The sequence below is a fragment of the Streptomyces solincola genome (assembly GCF_002982015.1).
Taxonomy (GTDB): Bacteria; Actinomycetota; Actinomycetes; order Streptomycetales; family Streptomycetaceae; genus Streptomyces; species Streptomyces solincola.
Map to the genome: position 1 here is coordinate 1 of NZ_PVLV01000034.1, position 18,867 is coordinate 18,867.

General features: G+C 71.6%; 21 protein-coding genes and 2 pseudogenes. 5 read left to right on the forward strand and 18 right to left on the reverse strand.

The features are described from left to right. Window positions 1–769: 769 nt before the first annotated feature. The 6 genes from C6N75_RS02255 to C6N75_RS02280 all read right to left on the reverse strand — a co-directional run bounded on the left by C6N75_RS02255 (window position 770) and on the right by C6N75_RS02280 (window position 7,355). Window positions 770–1,087: a ComF family protein gene (locus tag C6N75_RS02255; RefSeq protein WP_105867138.1), complete on the reverse strand. Its 318-nt coding sequence runs from the start codon at window positions 1,085–1,087 to the stop codon at window positions 770–772. A gap of 27 nt (window positions 1,088–1,114) precedes the next feature. Further along, entirely contained in the window at window positions 1,115–1,279 is a 165-nt protein-coding gene (locus C6N75_RS30390; protein ID WP_181160296.1) for a hypothetical protein, read from the reverse strand. Window positions 1,280–1,509: 230 nt separating this feature from the next. Beyond that, window positions 1,510–2,475: a DNA-processing protein DprA gene (locus C6N75_RS02265; RefSeq protein ID WP_105867140.1), complete on the reverse strand. Its 966-nt coding sequence runs from the start codon at window positions 2,473–2,475 to the stop codon at window positions 1,510–1,512. A gap of 1,078 nt (window positions 2,476–3,553) precedes the next feature. After that, window positions 3,554–4,828 (reverse strand): APC family permease, encoded by a 1,275-nt coding sequence (locus C6N75_RS02270; RefSeq protein ID WP_258177174.1) that lies wholly within the window; start codon window positions 4,826–4,828, stop codon window positions 3,554–3,556. A 128-nt stretch (window positions 4,829–4,956) separates the two neighbouring features. Next, window positions 4,957–5,382 (reverse strand): hypothetical protein, encoded by a 426-nt coding sequence (locus C6N75_RS02275; RefSeq protein WP_105867142.1) that lies wholly within the window; start codon window positions 5,380–5,382, stop codon window positions 4,957–4,959. Then, entirely contained in the window at window positions 5,379–7,355 is a 1,977-nt protein-coding gene (locus tag C6N75_RS02280) for a heavy metal translocating P-type ATPase (RefSeq protein ID WP_105867143.1), read from the reverse strand. Before C6N75_RS02280 ends, C6N75_RS02275 begins: the two co-directional genes overlap by 4 nt. Before the next feature lie 94 nt (window positions 7,356–7,449). Between C6N75_RS02280 and C6N75_RS02285 the strand changes: the two genes are divergently transcribed. Next, window positions 7,450–7,830, forward strand: a complete 381-nt coding sequence (locus tag C6N75_RS02285) for an ArsR/SmtB family transcription factor (protein WP_105867144.1) — start codon at window positions 7,450–7,452, stop codon at window positions 7,828–7,830. Between the two features lie 315 nt (window positions 7,831–8,145). On the opposite strand, the gene C6N75_RS02290 is transcribed toward C6N75_RS02285, so the two are convergent. Then, the gene (locus tag C6N75_RS02290) at window positions 8,146–8,535 is read right to left on the reverse strand and encodes a hypothetical protein (RefSeq protein WP_105867145.1); all 390 of its coding nucleotides are present in this window, start codon (window positions 8,533–8,535) and stop codon (window positions 8,146–8,148) included. 287 nt (window positions 8,536–8,822) lie between these two features. On the opposite strand from C6N75_RS02290, the gene C6N75_RS02295 reads away from it, so the two are divergent. Next, entirely contained in the window at window positions 8,823–9,194 is a 372-nt protein-coding gene (locus C6N75_RS02295) for an STAS domain-containing protein (RefSeq protein ID WP_258177175.1), read from the forward strand. Window positions 9,195–10,058: 864 nt separating this feature from the next. Here C6N75_RS02295 and C6N75_RS02310 read toward each other — a convergent pair. The 7 genes and pseudogenes from C6N75_RS02310 to C6N75_RS02335 all read right to left on the reverse strand — a co-directional run bounded on the left by C6N75_RS02310 (window position 10,059) and on the right by C6N75_RS02335 (window position 14,079). After that, entirely contained in the window at window positions 10,059–10,442 is a 384-nt protein-coding gene (locus C6N75_RS02310) for a VOC family protein (protein WP_258177176.1), read from the reverse strand. A 68-nt stretch (window positions 10,443–10,510) separates the two neighbouring features. Continuing rightward, window positions 10,511–10,711, reverse strand: a pseudogene (locus tag C6N75_RS02315) (hypothetical protein); the annotation flags it as partial. A 124-nt stretch (window positions 10,712–10,835) separates the two neighbouring features. Then, a complete protein-coding gene (locus C6N75_RS30030; RefSeq protein ID WP_146132461.1) occupies window positions 10,836–11,048 on the reverse strand; it encodes a hypothetical protein in 213 nt (70 codons plus the stop codon). A gap of 163 nt (window positions 11,049–11,211) precedes the next feature. Next, a complete protein-coding gene (locus C6N75_RS02320) occupies window positions 11,212–12,354 on the reverse strand; it encodes an NAD(P)/FAD-dependent oxidoreductase (protein ID WP_258177177.1) in 1,143 nt (380 codons plus the stop codon). Beyond that, the gene (locus C6N75_RS02325) at window positions 12,351–12,548 is read right to left on the reverse strand and encodes a ferredoxin (RefSeq protein ID WP_105867147.1); all 198 of its coding nucleotides are present in this window, start codon (window positions 12,546–12,548) and stop codon (window positions 12,351–12,353) included. The genes C6N75_RS02320 and C6N75_RS02325 overlap by 4 nt, the downstream gene beginning before the upstream one ends. 55 nt (window positions 12,549–12,603) lie before the next feature. Then, on the reverse strand, window positions 12,604–13,521 hold the full coding sequence (locus C6N75_RS02330; protein ID WP_105867148.1) for a pyridoxamine 5'-phosphate oxidase family protein: 918 nt from the start codon (window positions 13,519–13,521) through the stop codon (window positions 12,604–12,606). Window positions 13,522–13,623: 102 nt separating this feature from the next. Beyond that, window positions 13,624–14,079: a VOC family protein gene (locus tag C6N75_RS02335; protein WP_105867149.1), complete on the reverse strand. Its 456-nt coding sequence runs from the start codon at window positions 14,077–14,079 to the stop codon at window positions 13,624–13,626. Window positions 14,080–14,239: 160 nt separating this feature from the next. Here C6N75_RS02335 and C6N75_RS02340 point away from each other — a divergent pair, with 160 nt between their 5' ends. From C6N75_RS02340 to C6N75_RS02355, 3 genes and pseudogenes are all read left to right on the forward strand, one after another. Next, entirely contained in the window at window positions 14,240–14,812 is a 573-nt protein-coding gene (locus tag C6N75_RS02340) for a CGNR zinc finger domain-containing protein (protein WP_105867150.1), read from the forward strand. Between the two features lie 378 nt (window positions 14,813–15,190). Continuing rightward, window positions 15,191–15,763 (forward strand): annotated as a pseudogene (locus C6N75_RS02350) (IS5/IS1182 family transposase); the annotation flags it as partial. A 194-nt stretch (window positions 15,764–15,957) separates the two neighbouring features. After that, complete coding sequence (locus C6N75_RS02355; protein WP_258177178.1) at window positions 15,958–16,380, forward strand: hydrogenase maturation protease; 423 nt, start codon at window positions 15,958–15,960, stop codon at window positions 16,378–16,380. Window positions 16,381–16,477: 97 nt separating this feature from the next. On the opposite strand, the gene C6N75_RS02360 is transcribed toward C6N75_RS02355, so the two are convergent. The 4 genes from C6N75_RS02360 to C6N75_RS31235 form a co-directional block, all read right to left on the reverse strand. Further along, window positions 16,478–16,936, reverse strand: a complete 459-nt coding sequence (locus tag C6N75_RS02360) for a cyclic nucleotide-binding domain-containing protein (protein ID WP_105867152.1) — start codon at window positions 16,934–16,936, stop codon at window positions 16,478–16,480. Between the two features lie 379 nt (window positions 16,937–17,315). Then, window positions 17,316–17,786, reverse strand: a complete 471-nt coding sequence (locus tag C6N75_RS02365) for a DUF1918 domain-containing protein (protein ID WP_322888024.1) — start codon at window positions 17,784–17,786, stop codon at window positions 17,316–17,318. Then, window positions 17,713–18,387, reverse strand: a complete 675-nt coding sequence (locus tag C6N75_RS02370) for a CBS domain-containing protein (RefSeq protein ID WP_105867154.1) — start codon at window positions 18,385–18,387, stop codon at window positions 17,713–17,715. Before C6N75_RS02370 ends, C6N75_RS02365 begins: the two co-directional genes overlap by 74 nt. A gap of 322 nt (window positions 18,388–18,709) precedes the next feature. After that, the gene (locus C6N75_RS31235) at window positions 18,710–18,832 is read right to left on the reverse strand and encodes a hypothetical protein (RefSeq protein ID WP_258177179.1); all 123 of its coding nucleotides are present in this window, start codon (window positions 18,830–18,832) and stop codon (window positions 18,710–18,712) included. Between the last annotated feature and the right edge of the window lie 35 nt (window positions 18,833–18,867).

The following is an 18,867-nucleotide window of genomic DNA, read 5'->3' on the forward strand; positions in this document are numbered from 1 at the left end:
CTCCGCGTGGCCCCTTCCAGCGTTTCACCTCTTCGGGGACGAGGCCTTGGTGTCGGCGCGGGCCAGCTCGGCGCGGACGGTGGCCAAGGCCGCGACCCCGGACGCTGGCGGCAGCACGCACAGCTGCATGCCGCCGCCCGACGCCCGACAGGACTGCAACCCCTCCTGCCAGTTCGGGTCCCTGCGTCTCCCTGGCGGCGCCCAAGGTGACCTCGGGCACGGCCGTCCTCGACGACGCCTCACGGCCCCGCAGCTGCCTGGGGCAGTTCGGCAGCAGCTCGCGTGTGCCGAGGTGGCCGCCGGTGGCCTAGATGTCGACGCGGCGCGGGGTGCGGCCGGTCGGCTCGGTCAGGTCCCGGACGCTGAAGCGGCGCTCAGGATCGATGGCCTTCACGTGATCGGCCAGTGGCGCGAGTTCTTCTTGCGCTCGTGTGCAGGGACGACGTCGAGCCCGGGATGAGGTTGGCGAACCTCGGCCGTGAGGCCGGGGCCCGCCGGCCGGTCAGAGGCGCGGCGCCGTTCCGTCTCCGGCGACCGCGCGCCGCCGGAGACGGAACGACCGGGCGAGGACATGGCGCGCGGGTGCGGCGGGTCGCTGGTCGAAGGCGGCTGCGACACCTGCCGATGCCGATCGAAGTGAGTGGGTCGTGTCGGCCAGATGCGCGCGTGTTGGCCTGACCAGGCGGCGAGAACGGTGGCGACGTGGTGAACCTCTTGCTCGCCATGGTGGCGCTCGGCTGCTGCCAACAGTCCGTTCACGACGGTGAGGTCATCCGCTCCAGGGGACTCTGGCGAGAACGAGTCCCCGGACGTCGGCTGCGCCGGTTGCTCGGAGCCGGCGTGCGACGTGCTGGAGCTGTGACCCGCTGGTGAAGACGTCGTCGACCAGCAGGACGGTCGCCCCTTTGATGTCGCTGGTGTCTCCGGTCCAGATCAGTGCGGCGGCGTGCGCGGCCGCGGCCGCGCCTTTGTTGTCCAGGTTCTGGTTCGCGGAGCGAGGGGTCTCGGTGTGCTTCACCAGCCGGTGGCCGCCTGGCGGGCTGAGCGGGAAGGCTCGGGCCACATCCTCCGTGTAGGCGGCGTCCATGATCGCCTCGATGTGCTGCAGGGGCTGTCAGCCCGTGTGCGTGGGGTTTCCGACGATGTAGTCGACGCCGCGCATCGCCTCGGGGTGGCTGTCCATCCAGCCGACGAGGAGCCGCCCGAAGATCATCGCCCAGCCCGCTCTCCCCTCGTATTTCAGCTTGTGGATCTTGTCGCGTAGGGCTCCGGAGTACATGGCCACCGCGTCGACGCGGGAGAACCCCCGCTCGGCTTCCGGCAGCCCGCACACCCGGTTGCTGCACGCTCTGCCTGGTGCGCCCGCCTGGGAGCAGACCGGGCAGTGGGGCTCGGCTACGGGCCACAGGGTGCGGCCGGCACACTGGGAGCACAGGCGAGCGGTGCCAGTGATGCGGTAGGCGCACACCGGGCAGTCGGGGAAACCTGCCGGGTCCGGGAGGCTTGCCGTCACAGGCCGGCCAGGGCGAGCTGCTGGCGCTGCCGGCCGGCGGCCTGGATGTCCGCAGCGCGTCCGAGGCGGTCGGTGATGTCGCCGGAGGCGGTGACCAGGATCGCCCGGTCCTCGTCCAGCATCTTCTTGGCCCAGGGCTGGGTGTCGGCCAGGGAGCGGATCAGGAAGACGAGCTTTCCGTGCTCGGCGGCCAGGCGGGCCTGCATCTTGGCGCCCGAGGTGTTGGAGGCCTCGATGACGACGCTGCCCAAGGTGGCGCCGGAAGTGACGATGTTGCGGCGGGGGAAGGTGTACTTCGCGGGCGGGCTGGTGGGCCAGAACTGGCTCAACAGGGCTCCGCCGGAGGCGAGGATCGTTTTGGCGAGCGGGCGGTTTTCGGCTGGGTAGATCGGGGCGGCGATGCCGGTTCCCATGACGGCGAATGTCCGGCCGTCGGCGTTGAGCGTGGCCTCGTGGGCGGCGGCGTCGATGCCCTTGGCAAGACCGCTGGCGATCACGACGTCATGGTCGACGAGCTCGCGGGCCATCCGCGCTGCTCGGCGCAGTCCGTCCTTCGATGCCTGGCGTGTACCGACGACGGCGATGGAGCGGGCGTCACGCGGGTCGAGCTCTCCGCGGTAGAAGAGGAACGGTGGCAGGTTGCCGATCACCCTCAGGTTCGCCGGATAGTCGGCGTCCAAGACCGTGACCAGACGCGCGCCGGCCTTGTCGGCGGCGGCGATCTCGTCGTCGATGCGGGCCCGGGCGTCATCGAGGCCGGCGGCCAGAGCCTGCTGCAGCAGGGGGCGGTTCTTCGTCGCCGCACGCGAGTCCTCGAGGATCTGTCCGTCCATGAGCGCGGCCAGACTCTCAGGGCTGTGGGCGCTGCGGGCGAGCAAGCTCCAGTCGAGGCTGGCATCGCCAGCGCGCAGCGCGCACAAAGTCAGCAGGTCGTGCTGCTCAGCGGTGATATCGAGGTCCATCAAGGGGTCCTTCTACTCGTGGCCCCGCAATGTTCGAAGGATGAAGCGGTTCTCGGGCCACCACCCATCATGGCGCACGCAGCCCCAACACGGGCAAGAAGGGGGCCATGGGCCGGGTCCTCAAGCCTGCCCGTCGTTTTCCCCACCGGGTGATGGCTTCGGGCGGGCTGGCGGCCTCACCAGGAACAGCGGCGGTGGGCGCTTGAGGCCAGCGGGCGGGCGGGGGCGCAGCGGGCGAGGTGCGGCGGCGGGCGCGACCGTGGGCGGCCCAGCCGGCGGAGAGTGCGGTGTCGATGCGGCGGCCAGGGGCACGACGGCGGCCAGGCGGCGGACGGGCCGAGGGGTACGGAGTGCGGCGGCGGGCGGCTGGACGCCGGAGCGCGCCGGAGCGCGCTACCGGGGGCGCGACGGCCACGGCCGGACGCGACAGCAGCAGGCGTGGCGGCCAGGCGGGAATTGCCCGGTACGGCATCGCACCGGTGCAGAGACCGAGCAGCCGGAGCCCCGAAGTGCAGCGCGGTGGCCAGGCGGCGAGAGGCGGCGGCGCCAGGCCGCAGGCGCGCGGCCGGGTCCGTCGACGGTGACCAGGCGGGGCTCAGTGCGGACGCGGGCCGCTAGACCGCGACCGACGCGCGTACGGCCAGGTGTGCGGGCGTTGTGGTCACGGGCGCCTGCGGGTGGGACGGTCGAGCGTTGGGGGGGCGGGCGTGACTCCGGCCGCGCACGACGGCGGTGGCCGTCGGAGCAGCGGCGCGGGTCGGGGTGCGGTGGACAGTTGATCGGCCGAAGCCGCCTCGGCCACCCCTCGACATGGCGCGCCCGGCGCCCCTCCCTGCGACTGGGCGGCCACGCCCGCCGCCAGCCTGGCCGGGAGGGAGGACGACCAGGCAGGCGACCAAGGCGCGGCCGTGGGAGGACCCGCGCACCGGCCGCTTCCGGGCCGGCCTCCGCGAAACGTGCGGGTTCGTGGATTCCGGCACCCGAGGAACGACGAACCCGCCCTGCGGGCACCTGTGGAATTGGTGTCGCGGGCAGGTTCGGTGTCTGTTCAGCGCAGCCCAGCGCGGTGGTGTGGGTGTTATGGCCGGCGAGCGCCGACGCGACGGATGCCGTAGGCCGCGGCGCCGACCAGCAGGACAGCAGTGCCAGTGATCACGGAGGGCAGCGGAAGGGCGAAGGCCAGGACGAGGCAGCCGGCCAGACCGACGGCAGGGATGATCGGGGCCGGGCTGCCTTCGGCCGGGGTCAGGGTCCAGGCGGAAGCGTTGGCGATGGCGTAGTAGGCCAGAACGCCGAAGGAGGAGAACCCGATCGCTCCGCGAATGTCCGTGGTGGCGGCCGCGATGGCGACGGTGGCGCCGACGAGGAGCTCGGCGCGGTGGGGGACCTTGAACTTCGGGTGCACGGCGGCCAGGGCGTGGGGCAGGTGGTGGTCGCGGGCCATGGCCAGGATGGTGCGGGAGACGCCGAGGATGAGGGCGAGCAGGGAGCCGAGGGCGGCGACGGCTGCGCCGACGTGTACGACGGGGAGGAGCCAGTCGGCGCCGGCGGCGCGCGCGGCCTCCGTCAGCGGAGCCCCGGCGATGGCCAGGCCGTGCGGGCCCAGAACGAGCAGGACGGAGATCGCGACGAGGGCGTAGACGGCGAGGGTGATGCCCAGGGCGATCGGGATGGCGCGTGGGATGGTGCGGGCCGGGTCGCGGACCTCTTCGCCGAGGGTGGCGATGCGGGCGTAGCCGGCGAACGCGAAGAACAGCAGTGCGGCCGCCTGGAGCACCCCGCCCGCCGTCGCGTCCGTTCCGACGTCCAGGTGAGCCGTGTCCACGGCGTCCGAGGCTAGGGAGGCGATGACGATGGCGGTGAGGATCGCGAGGACGACGGCCACGATGACGCGGGTGAGCAGGGCGGACTTCTGGACGCCCATGTAGTTGACCGCGGTCAGGGCCACCACGGCGGCGACCGCCACCGCATGGGCCTGGCCGGGCCAGAGGTAGGTGCCGACGGTCAGGGCCATGGCCGCGCAGGAGGCGGTCTTTCCCACCATGAAGGCCCAGCCGGCCAGGTAGCCCCAGAAGTCGCCCAGGCGTTGACGCCCGTAGACGTAGGTTCCGCCGGAGGCCGGATAGAGGGCGGCGAGCCGGGCGGAGGAGGTGGCGTTGCAGTAGGCGACCACTGCGGCCAGGGCCAGTCCGAGCAGCAGACCGGAGCCGGCCGCGCGGGCGGCCGGGGCCAGGGCGGCGAAGATCCCGGCGCCGATCATCGACCCCAGACCGATGACCACCGCGTCCGGCACCCCCAGACGCCGCTGGAGTTCGTCCGGCAGCCCGGCTGCGGGTGGGGGCGTGCTGCTCACGGTGTTCTCTCCTTGCCCGATGCGCCGGCGGACAGGTTCCGCGGTGCGCGGGCAAGATAAGGAATCGAGCTGAACAACCGCGGTTCGCCCGGCCTGTGGGACGGGGTCCTGGCGTGGGTGGGCGGTGTCTACTCGTCGTGGAGCTCGGCACGCACACGGCGGGAGGGCTGGAAGGCGTACAGGTCGAGGATCCCTGGAGGGGCGGCCAGGCCGGGGCCGCCGTCGCGGACCCAGGCGGTGATGTCGGCGGCGGCGCCGGGGTCATTGACCTGGCCGAGCCAGACCGGCCGGCCTCCGGCCACGCGCCCTTCGGTGGAGGGCTGGACCACGATGACGTTCGCTCGCTCACACACGTCGAGGCAGTCGGTGCGCCGGATGGCTGCGATGCCGACCAAGGCAGCGCGCAGGTCGGTGAGCTGGGCTTCGTGGTCGAGGCGGGGCACCTTGGCCGTGGTACCGCAGCAGCATCCCCGGCAGACGGTGACGGTGCAGCGGGCGGTACCGGACGCCTCGAAAGGGGCGGACGTGCGCTCGCGCCGTGTACGGCGGCTCACCTGGGTTCCTTGAAGGGCGAGTTCGTCCAGGCGCGCTCGCTCAGCAGGCGCAGGCCGTTGAGACCGACGATGACGGTGGAGCCTTCGTGGCCGGCGACACCGAGCGGCAGCGGGAGCGTGCCGATCAAGTCCCAGGCCACGAGCACGGTGATGAAGACCGCGGCGATGACCAAGTTCTGAATGACCAGGCGCCGGGCGGTTCGCGAGAGGGCGACGACGGCGGGGATGGTGGCGAGTTCGTCGCGGACGACGACGGCGTCGGCGGTTTCCAGGGCGAGGTCGGAGCCGGCCTTGCCCATTGCGATGCCGGTGTGGGCGGCGGCCAGAGCGGGGGCGTCGTTGACGCCGTCCCCGACGACCAGCACCTTGCAGCCTTCGACCTCCCAGCCGCGGACGGCGGCGACCTTGTCCTCGGGGAGTAGCCCGGCGCGGATGTCGCTGATGCCGATCTGGGCGGCCAGGTGCCGTGCGGCGCGTTCGTTGTCGCCGGTCAGCAGGACCGGAGTGCGGCCGGTCAGAGATGCCAGGGCGGCGACGGTTGCCTTGGTGTCCGGGCGGAGCCGGTCGGAGATGCCCAGCACCCCGGCCGGCGCGCCGTCGTACAGGACGAGGACAGCGGTGCAGCCCTGGTCTTCCAGGGCCTGCGCCAAGTCGCTGGTCTCCACGTCGAGGGAGGCGGCGATGCGGGTGGGCGAGCCGACCTGGACGGTGTGACCGTCGACGGTGGCGGTGACACCAGCGCCGGGCTTCGAGGTGAAGTCGGCGGCGCCGGCCAAGGTGAGGCCGCGTTCGCGGGCAGCCTGGACGACGGCGCGGGCCAGGGGATGCTCGCTGGGGTGCTCGGCCGCCGCAGCCAGCGCCAGCAGCTTGTCGTCGTCGAGACCTGAGGCAGGCACGGGGTGGATGTCGATGACGCGGGGAGTGCCCTCGGTCAGGGTGCCGGTCTTGTCCAGGGCGACCGTGTCGACCTGGCCCAGGCGCTCCATTACGACGGCGGACTTCACCAGGACGCCGTGACGGCCGGCGTTGGCGATCGCGGACAGCAGCGGAGGCATCGTGGACAGCACCACCGCGCACGGTGAAGCGACGATCATGAACGTCATCGCCCGCAGAAGAGCGGACTGGAGCTCGTCTCCGAAGGCCAGAGGGACAGCGAAGACGGCCAGAGTGGCGATGACCATGCCGATCGAGTACCGCTGCTCGATCTTCTCGATAAACAGCTGGGTGGGCGCCTTGGTCTGGGAGGCACCCTCGACCATCTTCACGATCCGGGCGATCACCGAGTCCGACGGGTCCCGCTCGACCCGCACCCGCAGGGCGCCGGTGCCGTTGACGGTTCCGGCGAACACCTCGTCCCCGGCCTGCTTGGCGACCGGCATCGGCTCGCCTGTGATGGTGGCCTGATCGACATCCGAGGACCCCTCGATCACCTGCCCGTCGGCGCCGATCCGCTCACCGGGCCGGACCAAGATCGTGTCGCCGACGCTGAGCGAGTCGGCGGGCACGCTCTCCTCATCGCCACCGAACAGCAGCCGGGTCGCGGTGGTGGGCGCGAGGTCGAGCAGTCCGCGCACAGAGTCCGCCGTGCGGGCAGTCGCGACTGCCTCCAGGGCGCCGGAGGTCGCGAAGATGACGATCAGCAGAGCCCCGTCGAGGACCTGACCGACAGCCGCCGCGCCGAGCGCGGCGACGATCATCAACAGATCCACGTCCAAGGTCTTGTCCTTCAGGGCCTTCAGACCCTCCCACCCCGGCTCCCAACCGCCTGTGATGTAGGTGGCGGCGAGCAGCAACCCCCATAGCCACACCGGGCCGCCGGCCAGGTAGACGGGCAACGCGAGGAGGAACAGGACCAGCGAGGCCAGCGCCCAGCGGGCCTCCGGCAGCGCCAGCACCCGCGTACGGCGCCGGGCAGCCGCCGGCCGCGGACCGGCGGCGGGCGGCCCGGGCCGCTGGTCGAGGACAGAAGACAAGACAACACAACCCTTCACGGGAGGACTGGGGCAGCACCCTGACCATACAGGAACAACTGAATAGGTCTTCAGGTGTTATCGGTATGATGTCCCCATGGGCCACGGAACGGGCAGTGCCAGGAACGCCACCACGCGCGAGCGCCTCGATGCGGTCGGTACCGCCGACGTCGCCGCCACCCTCCAGGCCCTCGCGACTCCCTCCCGCCTGCATATCCTGGCTCGCCTCCAGGAAGGCCCCTGCGCGGTCAGCGACCTCGCCGAAGCCGTCGGCATGGAAGCCTCCGCCTGCTCCCACCAGCTGCGCCTGCTGCGCAACCTCGGCCTGGTCACCGGCGAACGCCACGGCCGCTCGATCGTCTACGCCCTCTACGACAGCCACGTCGCCGAGCTCCTCGACCAGGCCCTGTTCCACGTTGAGCACCTGCGCCTGGGGATCCGTGATTCCGCCGCTCCCGCGGCCGTCGTCACCGACTGACCGAGGCGCCGGCTACCTGGGCAGGCTTGCGGGTCCTCGTTCGGCGAGGAGGGTCTCGGCGGCGGCCGCGCCCCGCGAAATTGCGCCTGTTCGCCTCCCACTGCCTCGCCCGGGCGCCTGCTGCCGGCTGACGGATGCGGCAGCCCGGCGCCCAAGCGGCCCCGCCGCCCCCACTCTCTCGCCTGCTACGGAAGCGGCGGCCCCGGAACGTCCTGGGCCCCGCTGAGCGGGGTCACGGTCGGCTGAATGCGGGGAGCCGTCGCAACCGGGGCGAAGTTGCCCGGGTGGGGTGGCCGGCGTGGGCCGCCGGTTGGTTCACCCTTGCAGGGTCATCTGGGCGCGTAGGCGTTGGGCGCCGGTGGGCAGGCGGGTGACGGTGACGGCGTCGGTCAGACGCAGGATGATCGCCCAGCAGACAGCCGCGCCGGCGGCGGTGACGTCGTCCAGATCCGGCGCGTCATGGGTGCAGTCCAGGTGGACGGTGACGTCGAGGGTGGTGGCGTCGGCCTGGAGGGCGACCGTCATCGCCCCTCCCCCGTCGGTGGTGATGAGCAGCAGGTGATAGAGCTCGTGGGCCAGCAGGACGGCGTCGTAGACGGTGGTGGAGGGCCGCCGGCCGGCCTGGCGGACGACGGCATCGGTCATCCGGCGTACCTCCTTGGCGTCGGTGGGGATTCCGCTCACGGAGCCGGGGTGGAACGCCATGCTCATATGCTGCCTGCCTCGGATTGCGCAAACGGGTCGGGGACGCCGGGTTGCCGCGCCGCCCACTCGTCACTCGACCGGAGCAACAAAGCAGTTCGTATGAGTGAAAACCAAGATCACTAGGTGATTCTCCGGATGCTCGGGACAGCGAGTTCGCAGCCCGAGTCGGTGCGCCGCAGCTCACACCCCGCTCAGACCCTGGCCCAGACCGCAGAGGGCGCCCACGTGAGAGTGTTGCCTTGGTGCGACATTTAGAACCTGTATTCGGTTGTCGATGGGGAGTCTGTGTGAGTAGCGGTGATCCGGACGTGCACGTTCGCGAGCAGTCCGGAGTACGTGTGGTCGCGCTGGCCGGGGAGCTGGACTTGGACTACGAGCAGGAGATGTCCCTCGCCCTGGCCGACGCACTGGCGTCGGCGACCCGAGGCACCGTGGTCGATCTGTCCGGGGTCGCCTTCGCTGACTCCACCCTGCTGAACCTGCTGCTCCAGACCACAGGCCGCCACCGCACCGCACACCGGCCGCTGGCGATCTGCGGACCCTTCACCCCGGCGGTGCACAACCTCTTCGACATCACCCAGACCGCCGGCCACCTCCCCCTGGCCGTCGACCTCGACCAGGCACTCACCGACATCGACAAAACCGCACCAGGCCCTTGAAGGCCCGAGTCGCCCGACCTCCCTCTACTAGTCCGGGGTGAACAGCAGGACGAGGGCGGCCGCGCAGGGCGCGTCCTTGGCCTTGACTCCGCCGCGGTGTCGGCCAGAGTGGTGCGCACCGGAATGTCGAAGCGGCCCGCCACGTGGATCCGGTATCGGTTGCGCTGCGAGCTGGGGCAGTCGGTCGGGCAGCCGAGGACGGCGCGGCCGCTGGGAGCGTCCAGGCCGAATTCGACGTTGATCGTCATCCCAGGCAGCCGCTTCACGTCACGGGGGATCCAGAACAGGATCGCGCCGGCGACCGCGCGGGCCTCGGTCTCCCAGTCGACCTGGTGCTCGTAGCACTCAGCTCGGATCCCGTCGCGGGGCTCGGGACACAGGACGGTCAGCGGCTCCGACCGGTCCACTGCTTGGCCAGGAGTCGGGCGGCTTCGGTTCGCCAGGACGGGACCGGGGTCCGTTTGTGAGGGGCGGCCCGGCCAGGAACAGAGGCCGGCGGGGATGGGTTCGAGGGCCATGACCAGGCGGACAGTGCTCATCGACTCTCTCCTGACTGCGCGATGGCGCGGGCGGTGTGCTGCGGGGTCCAGGGCAGCGGCAGGCCGTCGCCTTCCACGCGGGGAACAACGTGACGTGGAGGTGGAAGACCGTCTGGGTCACTGCGGCGCCCTTGCTGGTGACGACGTTCGCGGCGGGGCCCTCGGCCAGCAGCTCAGCGGCCCTGCGCAGCACCGCGGCGGTCAACTTCCGGGTCGGTGCCGGCGTCCTCGAGGTGGGCGCGCGGCATAACGCTACGCGCCGTCGTCGACAGAGCCAACGTCGCCTGACGTCGCGTGGAAGCAACAAAGACGGCCACGCGCCCTCTCAGACGACAGCCTCCTCGGCAGTGAACACGCAGAACTCATTGCCCTCAGGGTCGGCCAAAACGTGCCAGTCGATCTCGTGATCACGCTTGCGGATCACGGTCGCTCCCAGCGTCACGAGCTGGGCGGGGTCACCCCACACGTCAAGGTGCATGCGGTTCTTGCCCGTCTTGCCCTCGGGAACCGGATTGAACCAGATCAACGGCCCGGCCCCGGACGGATCAACGATGGGGACCGGCCACTCACGTGGCCGCTCCGTTCCGTCACTCGGTCCCTTCCGCACATAGCCGAGCGCTGTGCACCACCAGTCGGCCAGAGCGTGGTGATCCCGGGCATCAAGGGCGATGTCCTTGAAACGGGCGGGAGCCCTGTCTTTGTCAGTCACGCGTCCCATGGAAGCACGGCGTCAAAGCATGTCATGCCACAGGGCGAACATCGCCTGATGCAGCGGACTTTAGAGCTCTGCGAGATGCCGTAGGCGACCTCGCCGAGTGCCTCGGCCAGCCACTGCCCGAACGCCGTCGGAGCCAGCAGGGCACCCAGGACCAGGACCACCGTCAGCTTCTCGTCCAGCCGGCTGCGGGCCTCGGTACGGCGACGCAGGCGCAGGACGACGATGACCGCGAGCAGCACCGCCACGTTGATGGTCAACACTGAACCGGCTCCTTCGTCGTCCGTGCAACCTGACGTACGGAGAACGGGCCCGAAGACCGTTGTAGCGATCGGCGAAGCACGGGAAGAGCGGACGAGGACCGGATACCGGGGCGGAGATGGTTTCTCAATCGGCCGGGCTGCCGTCCTGCCCGGCCGGTCGATACGAGTGGGATCTACCGCTCGCCCTCAGTGCGGCGAGCAGTGAGCGGCGGCGCTTGTCGACGGGGCGCAGCGCAGGCCGGTCGGCCTGAGGACGAGCCGCGGGCAGGTTGTCGACGTCGGTCTGCCGGTAGAGCGGCACGCTGACCGCCCCGGCCTGGCTGAGCCCGGACTCCACCTCGTGCCACTCGGCCGACGCATCCTGCGGGCTCCGGGTCTGTGGACGGCGGCCGGTTCTCAGACGGTGGCCGGCGCCTCCGCCTCCGCCTCGGAAGCTAGACGCTCTTCCAGCGCACGGCGGTACGGCGCGAGCCGGCCCGTCCGTCCGATGGTCAGCGCCCCTACCAGCCGACCCGCACGGTGGTAGCTGACCTCCAGTCGCCGGCCGGCCAGGTTGTACTCCACGATCCGCGCGTCGTCCGAGGCGGAGGCAGGCCCACCGAGCGGATCCTCGCGCTGTGCAGGTCTGACCAGAAGGACGGCACGGCCGTGAACGGCGCGGGTGGCCCCCCGTGTCCTTGCTCGGCGAGCAGGGTCTCGGCGGCGGCCGCGCCCTGCTCGACGGCGTTGGCCCAGTGACCGAGCGCCAAGGGCTCGCCGTCGGCAAGCGGCTGGGGCACGCGCGCCACGTCGCCGGCCGCCACCACGCCCGGCACGACGGAACCGTCGGCACGCAGGACGCGCAGACAGGGATCGCAGTGGACGCCGCCGTCATGAGCGACGCCGGAGCCGGCCAGCCAACCGGTCGCGGGTACCCCGCCGAGCGCCAGGACGGCCAGATCGGCCTGGACCGTGGTGCCGTCGGAGAGGCGGACGCCGGCGAGGTGTCCGTTGGACCCGGCGAGGAAGTCCTCGACTGCGGTGCCGGTGCGCACCGTGATACCGGCTTCACGGTGGAGGGCGGCGACGTAGGCGCCCGCGATGGCGCCGATGGCCCGTTCGAGGGGCTGGGCCGCCGTCTCGACGAGCACGACGTCCAGTCCGCGCTCCCGCGCGGATGCGGCGATCTCACCCCCGAGGAAGCCGGCGCCGATGACGACGAGCCGCTCCGCCGAGGCCAGGCCGGCTCGCAGGGCCAGCGCGTCGTCCCGGCTGCGCAGGGTGACAACGCCGGCAGGCAGGAGCCGGGTGGCGGGCCAGGGGCGGGCGACCGATCCGGTGGCGATGAGCAGTCCGTCGTAGGACAGCCGCGTGTTGCCCGAAAGGGTGACGGTCCTCGCGGCGGTGTTCAGCCCCACCGCCGCCTGACCGAGCAGCCAGCGGGCCTCCAGCCCCTGCGGTACGGGCAGTTCGACGCCGGGTGGCCAGTCGGCGTCGATCAGGACACGCTTCGACAGCGGCGGCCGGTCGTACGGCATGTGCGGTTCGTCGCCCACGACAGTAACGGGGCCGGTGAAACCCCGCTCGCGCAGAGCCTGCGCGGCCCGCAGTCCGGCGAGCGAGGCACCGACGATGAGCAGTCCGTGCTGGTCGCCGGTGGTCACGAGGCGGCCGGCAGGACGGTGATGGCGCGTACGGGGCAGACGGTCGCGGCCTTCTCCGCCTTGTCGAGCAGAGCGTCGGACGGGGCCGCCTCGTACACGAGGTAGTCGTCGCCGTCGAAGGAGAAGATCTCCGGTGCCGCGAAGACGCACTGTCCGTGGCTCTCGCACAGGTTCATGTCGACGGTGATCTGCATGGTCGCTCCATAGGGGTGCCGTGATGTTCGTCGGTGCGTGCGGTGCGCTCGCGCGTCAGGCGACAGCGGGGTTGAAGCGCGAGTAGTCGGGGCTGCTCCACCGCAGTGGCGAGGCGGCGGTGATCTCCCGTACGGCTTCGACGGAGAACTCGACCAGGCGCTGCGCGCCGGCCACCTTGGCGATCTCCTCGGCGTCCCACACGGTGCGCGCGGTGCCGGACAGATGGAGGGTGGCGCCCGTTTCCCAGTCCGGGAGGAGGATGCCCGCCGACGCGTTGAGCTGCAGGTTGCCCAGGGTCAGGAACATGGCGTTGCCGACGTAGTCGGGCCAGCGCAGCAGGGTGGGAGAGAGTACCTGGACGAAGCCGGGATTGCCGCCGCGATGGGAGGCGTCCGCGTCGCCGCGGTCGGAGGCGGTGGCGACGAAGAAGGTGTCGGCCGCGCGCACCGCCTGCCGCTGGGCCCGGCTCAGCGCGGTGCCGTTGGTGACGACGGGTGCTGCGGCCTCACCCTCGCCCGGTCCGATTCTGCTGTGGTTCCTCTTCTGGAGGTACTTGGGGCAGTTGGCGATCACCTGGTCGAGGTCGACTCTCAGGCCGTCGCCCTGCCGGCGGGCCCGGCCGTTGATGCGCATCCGGCGACGAGTGGCCGGCTCGATGGCGATCATCCCGATCCGGGCAGTCGATCCACCGGTCAGGACCTCGGCCAGTGGATCGGCCGGCAGGGGCAGGGCGTCGACCACCAGGGTGCGGGGGGTGGGGACCTTGAGAAATCCCGGCTCGCCCGTCAACTGAGTCGCCCAGAGGCGGCCTTCGGGGTCGGTGGCGCCCAGCACGATCAGCGGCTGCTCGGCGAGGAAGTCCTTCGCCACGGGCGGGATGCTCTCCCCGATGCCGCCAAGGGAGAAGTCCGCCTGCAGGGCGAGGCCGGCGCGCTCCTGAACCGCGATCTCGCCGCTGTGATACGTGGCCACGACATGTCCTTTCCGAGCGTGGAGTGTCATTCGAGGGCCTGTCCGAGTGCCGGGTGCCGGGTCCGTCCCGGTTCCCGGCGCCCGGACAGGTGAGGAGGTTTCTTAGAAGAAGCCGCAGGTGGGGGCGCCGGGGGTCGGGGCGTCGGCCGGGTCGGCCCCGGTGGGCGCGTAGATCTCGAGCCGGATGCCGTCGGGGTCGGTGAAGAAGATGCCGCCGGACGTGCCGTTCTCGCCGTGGGGGACGACGCCGTCGTAGTCGAACTCGGCACCCAGCTGGCGCAGCACCTGCTCGGTGGCCCTCACCTCGTCGATGGTTTCCACCTGGAACGACAGGTGGTGCAGGCCCGGCCGGTCGGTCGGGAACGAGCCCGCGCTCTGCTGCCACAGCGCCACCAGCATCCGGTTGTCCCGGCCGAGGAACGCCCAGCGGCGGTCGTCCTCCTTACCCTCCGCCACCACCTCGAAGTCGAAGACGGCGCGGTAGAAGGCGAGGGAACGGTCGAGGTCGGTGACGTTCACTCCCACGTGACCGGTCTGCAGGGTCTTCGCTTTAGCCATGGCGCATCACATGCCTTCACGGATCGTCGCAAGCCCATCTTGCAACCGTTGAAAGCGAATTTAAGGGTTAGAGGGAGGAGAGTCAACTGTTGATCAACGAGTAAGCGGTTATAGTGAGTAGGTGAACCCGCCCGCATCGCGGAAGGAAGGACGTCGCACCGTGCCACCGACTCCCGGGGCCGACCCCCGTCCTCTGACCGACGAGCCGCTCGGCATCGACCTGCTCAACACGCGTTGGATCGACACCGCCGGCCACCACGACCTGCTGGACTCGCTCGACGGCCTGGCGACCTGGCTCGCCGCCCCCCTGGTGCGCCAGGCGCTCGGCGACCTGTCGGCCACGGCGGACCACGACACCCTGGAGCGGTTGCTCCAGGCGCGCACGGCCCTCGACAAGGCGGTCGTGAACCCCCGCAATCCCGAACCCGACGCGGTCGAGGCGCTCAACGCCGTGCTCGCGCACGGCCGCAGGGGACACGTGCTGCGCTTCGACGGACCCGACACCTTCGTCGACGTGCGGGCCCCCTCCTGGCTGCCCGCGTGGCGAGCGGCCGAGGACTACCTGCGGCTGCTCGCGGAACGGCCCGAGCGGATCCGGCCGTGCGGCAACCCCGAGTGCGTCCTGCACTTCTACGACGTGTCCAAGAACGGCACCCGTCGCTGGTGCTCGATGGCCGGCTGCGGGAACCGGGTGAAGGCACAGCGCCACTACGCACGCCGAAAGAAGGCCTGACCACCAGGGCCAGGCCTCCCTCCGTTCGGAACGGAGCACCACCGCCCTGGCCAGTACCGCGCCCGCACCGAAACGGTCACCTTCCCCCGGCAGCACGTCGAGCGCCTGGAGGACGGGACGGAGGTCCGCTTGGGGATGTGGCTGACCAACACCAAGACCCGACGCGCCAGACTGAGCGCGGAGCGTCTCGCCGCGCTCGCCGTCCTCGGACTCGCATGGGCCGCCGGCTGAGTGGGGTGGTGGCCGGGATGCATTTCGTCGTTGGGGCTGGTCCTGGCAGGTGAGGGGCGCGTTGTCATCCAGGGACTCTCCGTCGGGCCGGCTCAGGGGCGGGGGTGGAGACGGAGGAGCATCAGAGCGGTGTCGTCGACGGCGTGGTGGCCGGTGTGGTCGGTCATCTCGCGGTGGAGGCGGTCGAGGGTGTCGGCAGCGGGGAGGTTCCCGGTGGCGGTCAGGGTGGCGGCGAGGCGTTCGTCGCCGAAGAGGACAACACTCCGGCACCACCGCACCGACGAGGGGCTCGGACGGCCCCGGAGCGGCCTGACCGGCAAGATCGACCTCGCGGGCGAGGGTGGCTGCCGCCCCATGGCCCTTCTGCTCACGCCCGACCAGTGGGGCGACGCCCCACAGATGGTCAAGGTCTTGTATCGGCTCCGGGTCCTCAGGCCGCTGGGCGGACGGCCCCGAACCCGGCCCGACCACGTCAGTGGCTACAAGGCATACAGCTCCCGCCGCTACCGCCGCTACCGCCGCTACCGCCGCTACCTGCGAAGACGCCACATCCGGCACAGAATTCCGGAACCGAAGGACCAACGGGCCAACCGCCGCCGCAAAGAAGGCCATCAACTGGCTCAAGAACTCCCGCGCGGTCGCCAGTCGTTACGACAGGAGGCCTACGTCTTCCACGGCACCGTCACCGCCGCAGCGATCCGGCTCTGGCTTCTGCCGTGATCCGCCGGACAGGACCTAGCCGCTGGGAGCTACCCCCGCGGGGGGGGTGATGCCCGAGCCCGGCGGCGACGGGATCGGTCCGGGTCCGGCGGGGGCGACGAGGAGGTCACCGGGCTGAGCGAACGGGCCGTCCGCAACTACGGCCCCTGCATCTCGTGCGCCGCCCACTTCCTGGATCTCACGGTGGTACGCCGGTGAACCGCCGGGTCGTGGTGCTCGGCGCGGGCAACCCGCTGCGCGGCGATGACGGGGCGGGCCCGGCGGCCGTGCGGGACCTGCGGGGCGAGGTGCTCGCCGCCACCGTCCTGGCGGTCTGCGACGGGGACCCGGCGCGCATGCTGGAGCTGTGGCGGGGCGCGGACGCGCTGGTCGTGGTGGAGGCGGTGCTGCTGCGTCCGGCACGACCAGGGCACCTGCACACTTTCTCAGCGGCGGAGGCGATGTGCGGGGCGGCGGGGGCGGCATGTACGTATGCCCTTGGGCTCGGGGCGTGCCTCGCCTCGGCGGAGGCCCTGGGCAAGCTGCCTCCGGACGTGGTGGTGAACGCCGTGGAGGTGGAGGGCGCCGGCCTGGGGCGGAGCTCGGCCCGGCGGTGTGGTCGGCGCTGCCGGAGCTGACCGGCCGGGTCGCCGCCTCGGTACGGCGGGCGCGGGCAAGGCGGACGGTGAGCGACCGGAGGTAGACGCCGAGGCGGGCGCGTCCGACTTCGTACGGTCAGCCGAACCCTCCGCTGCCGTAGGGGGCGTAGAGGTCGAGGAGGCGGATGCGCGAGGCGTGCAGCCGCTGGGCGACCACCCGCCCCACCCAGACGGCGACGGCCCGGCCGAACGCGGGGTCCGCGGCACAGGCCGCGAGCACCGGCTTGGCCGCCAGCTCCCAGGCTCGCACCGGGCTCATCGCCTCGGCCCCCAGGTGCCAGACATATGGCGGGAAGTGCCAGGACCAGCCGACGAGTTCACCGTACCTGAGGGTCTCCACGGCGAGAGGCCGACGGCCGGGAACGTGCAGGTCAAGGGCGACGGTACCGGTACGCACGACCCAGAAGCGGTCGGCGTGGCGCCCCTCCTCGAATAGGCGCTGACCGGCGTCGAAGGACACCTCCCGGGCGAAGTCCATGAGCCGTTCGCGGTATCCGGGCTCCAGGGCGGCCCTCAAGGTGGTGGAGGTAGTCATCGCACCGGCTCCCTTCGTGGTATGGCGCGTGCGGCGTACGGTGGCCGGCACCAGCGCCGCACGGCGTCTCGGCAGGGACGTCGTGCCCGTTCCCGCTCTGCCGGAACGGCGCCGGCTCGTGCGGGGAGGGCCGTCATCCGCCTTCTCCCGGCGGATCTGCTGATCGTGCGGTACGCCGGCCGCCTCTCCGCGCTCCCGGCGGTCCTCCCGCCACCGTCAGCACACCACCAGCGTCACCGGCCTCGGTAGGGCCGCTCGGTACCCGGCGGCGAGCCGGTCGGGGCGGTTCGCATGCCCCGGTGCGGTAACGGGATCGCGGTACGGCGCCGGGTTCCGGCCTTGCCGGCTCCGGAGAATCGTCCGGCGGTCGCCGCACCAGTCAGCGGACGCTGGAGGGGTTCCGCGGCGTCGGCGAGAGGTGTCTGACGAAGACGTCAGGGCCGGGGAAGTACAACGTGATCCGTCCGTCGTCGGCCCGCCGCACGTCATAGGGCGGAGTGCCGTCGGGGTGGTGGAGCCCGACAATCTCAGCGTCCCGCACGACGGTTCCGGCCGTGGATCCCCCTACCACGATCTCGTCATCGAGGTGCGCGCACACAGAGCCGCCCGTCGCCTCCGGACGAGTGGCCGGTGGGCTCTGGCCCGTGTCGTCCGCGGAACTGTCCGGCGGCTCCCACGCCGATCCGGTAGCGGGCATGACTGCCGCCCCCTCGCTTCCTGGGGCGCGCCCGATGCGGGGCATCCGTCCGGTCGGGTGGACGCCGGGACTCGTTCCCTCAGGCACCGGCGGATGCGACGCGGGTGTCGTCCGTCCGGTAGGCGAGGTCGTCGGAGACAGAGACGACCCCATCGACCCCACGGCACAACTGCTGGACGACGGCGACGAGACTGCGGTGTCCGACGGTCCCGGTGAGGGTGACCCTGCCGTCGCGCACCTCCGCTCGTACGTCTCGCGGGCCCAGTCCCAGGGTGCGGAGCAGCACGTCTCCGGTGATCTCCTCCTGAATCGCCTCGTCGCGGCGCAGGAAGACCCGCAGTAGGTCGCCGCGGCTGACGATACCGACAAGCCGATCCGCCTCGTCCACTACGGGAAGCCGCTTGACCTGTTGGGTCTCCATGAGACGGGCCGCCTCGACCACGGTCCACTCCGGTCGCGCGCAGATCGCGGGCGCGGACATCAGCTCCTCGGCCCGACTCCCCTCAGCCTTGGCCCGCTCCCACGCCTCCAGATGCGGCATCAGCGTCCGGCCCGAGGGGTCGGCCTGGTCCGTGCTTTTGCGCAGCAGGTCGGCCTCGGACACCACGCCGAGCGGGCGGTCCAGGTCGTCCACCACCGGCACGGCGGTGACGTCGTTCTCCTCCAGCAGCCTGACCAGTTCTTTGAACGGCGTGTCGGGCCTCGCCCGCGCGACCTTCCTGGTCATCAGCTCGTCGACCGTTCGGTGGTGCATGTCGCCTCCCGAGGGGATGGCCCGCCGCTCCTGGCGGCGGCCAGCAGGTGAGGGCCGTCCCGGACGGGCTCCGGACCTCGCCACCAGCCTGGTTCGCACAGCCGCAGGGCCAAAAGGGCCACCCGGGTCCGAGCCGGGGACGACCGGTCCTCTCTCTCCGCCCCGGGGCGGCAGCGCGGGTGCACGATCAGGGCCCGAGAGGGCCGGAGCGCCACCGGGTCCCGTTCGGCCACGCGGACCCGTGCACCGTGGTCGTGGGCGTGGAGCCCGACGGCAAGTACGGGCACTCCCGCGCGAACCACCACGTCGTCGGGCCCGGCGCTCACACCGTGTCCTCGGCGCTCCACCACACCGCGGCCTCAGCGGGGCGGCGCACGGCGAGGAGATCGTCGCGGCGCAGCCCGGGCGTCACGTTGTAGCGGGCCCGGCGCGCTGACCGGCGCAAGCCCTCGCCAGCGGGCCCGCGCGCAGTGTTCGGTG

What these genes read in the sequence shown, in the direction of transcription:
- C6N75_RS30390 (WP_181160296.1), bottom strand. Translation starts at nt 1,279, where the DNA reads ATGTACTCCGGAGCCCTACGCGACAAGATCCACAAGCTGAAATACGAG.
- C6N75_RS02325 (WP_105867147.1), bottom strand. Translation starts at nt 12,548, where the DNA reads ATGCAGATCACCGTCGACATGAACCTGTGCGAGAGCCACGGACAGTGC.
- C6N75_RS02255 (WP_105867138.1), bottom strand. Translation starts at nt 1,087, where the DNA reads ATGGACGCCGCCTACACGGAGGATGTGGCCCGAGCCTTCCCGCTCAGC.
- C6N75_RS02360 (WP_105867152.1), bottom strand. Translation starts at nt 16,936, where the DNA reads ATGACTACCTCCACCACCTTGAGGGCCGCCCTGGAGCCCGGATACCGC.
- C6N75_RS02290 (WP_105867145.1), bottom strand. Translation starts at nt 8,535, where the DNA reads ATGGCGTTCCACCCCGGCTCCGTGAGCGGAATCCCCACCGACGCCAAG.
- C6N75_RS02265 (WP_105867140.1), bottom strand. Translation starts at nt 2,475, where the DNA reads ATGGACCTCGATATCACCGCTGAGCAGCACGACCTGCTGACTTTGTGC.
- C6N75_RS02285 (WP_105867144.1), top strand. Translation starts at nt 7,450, where the DNA reads ATGGGCCACGGAACGGGCAGTGCCAGGAACGCCACCACGCGCGAGCGC.
- C6N75_RS02335 (WP_105867149.1), bottom strand. Translation starts at nt 14,079, where the DNA reads ATGGCTAAAGCGAAGACCCTGCAGACCGGTCACGTGGGAGTGAACGTC.
- C6N75_RS02365 (WP_322888024.1), bottom strand. Translation starts at nt 17,786, where the DNA reads ATGGGGTCGTCTCTGTCTCCGACGACCTCGCCTACCGGACGGACGACA.
- C6N75_RS02370 (WP_105867154.1), bottom strand. Translation starts at nt 18,387, where the DNA reads ATGCACCACCGAACGGTCGACGAGCTGATGACCAGGAAGGTCGCGCGG.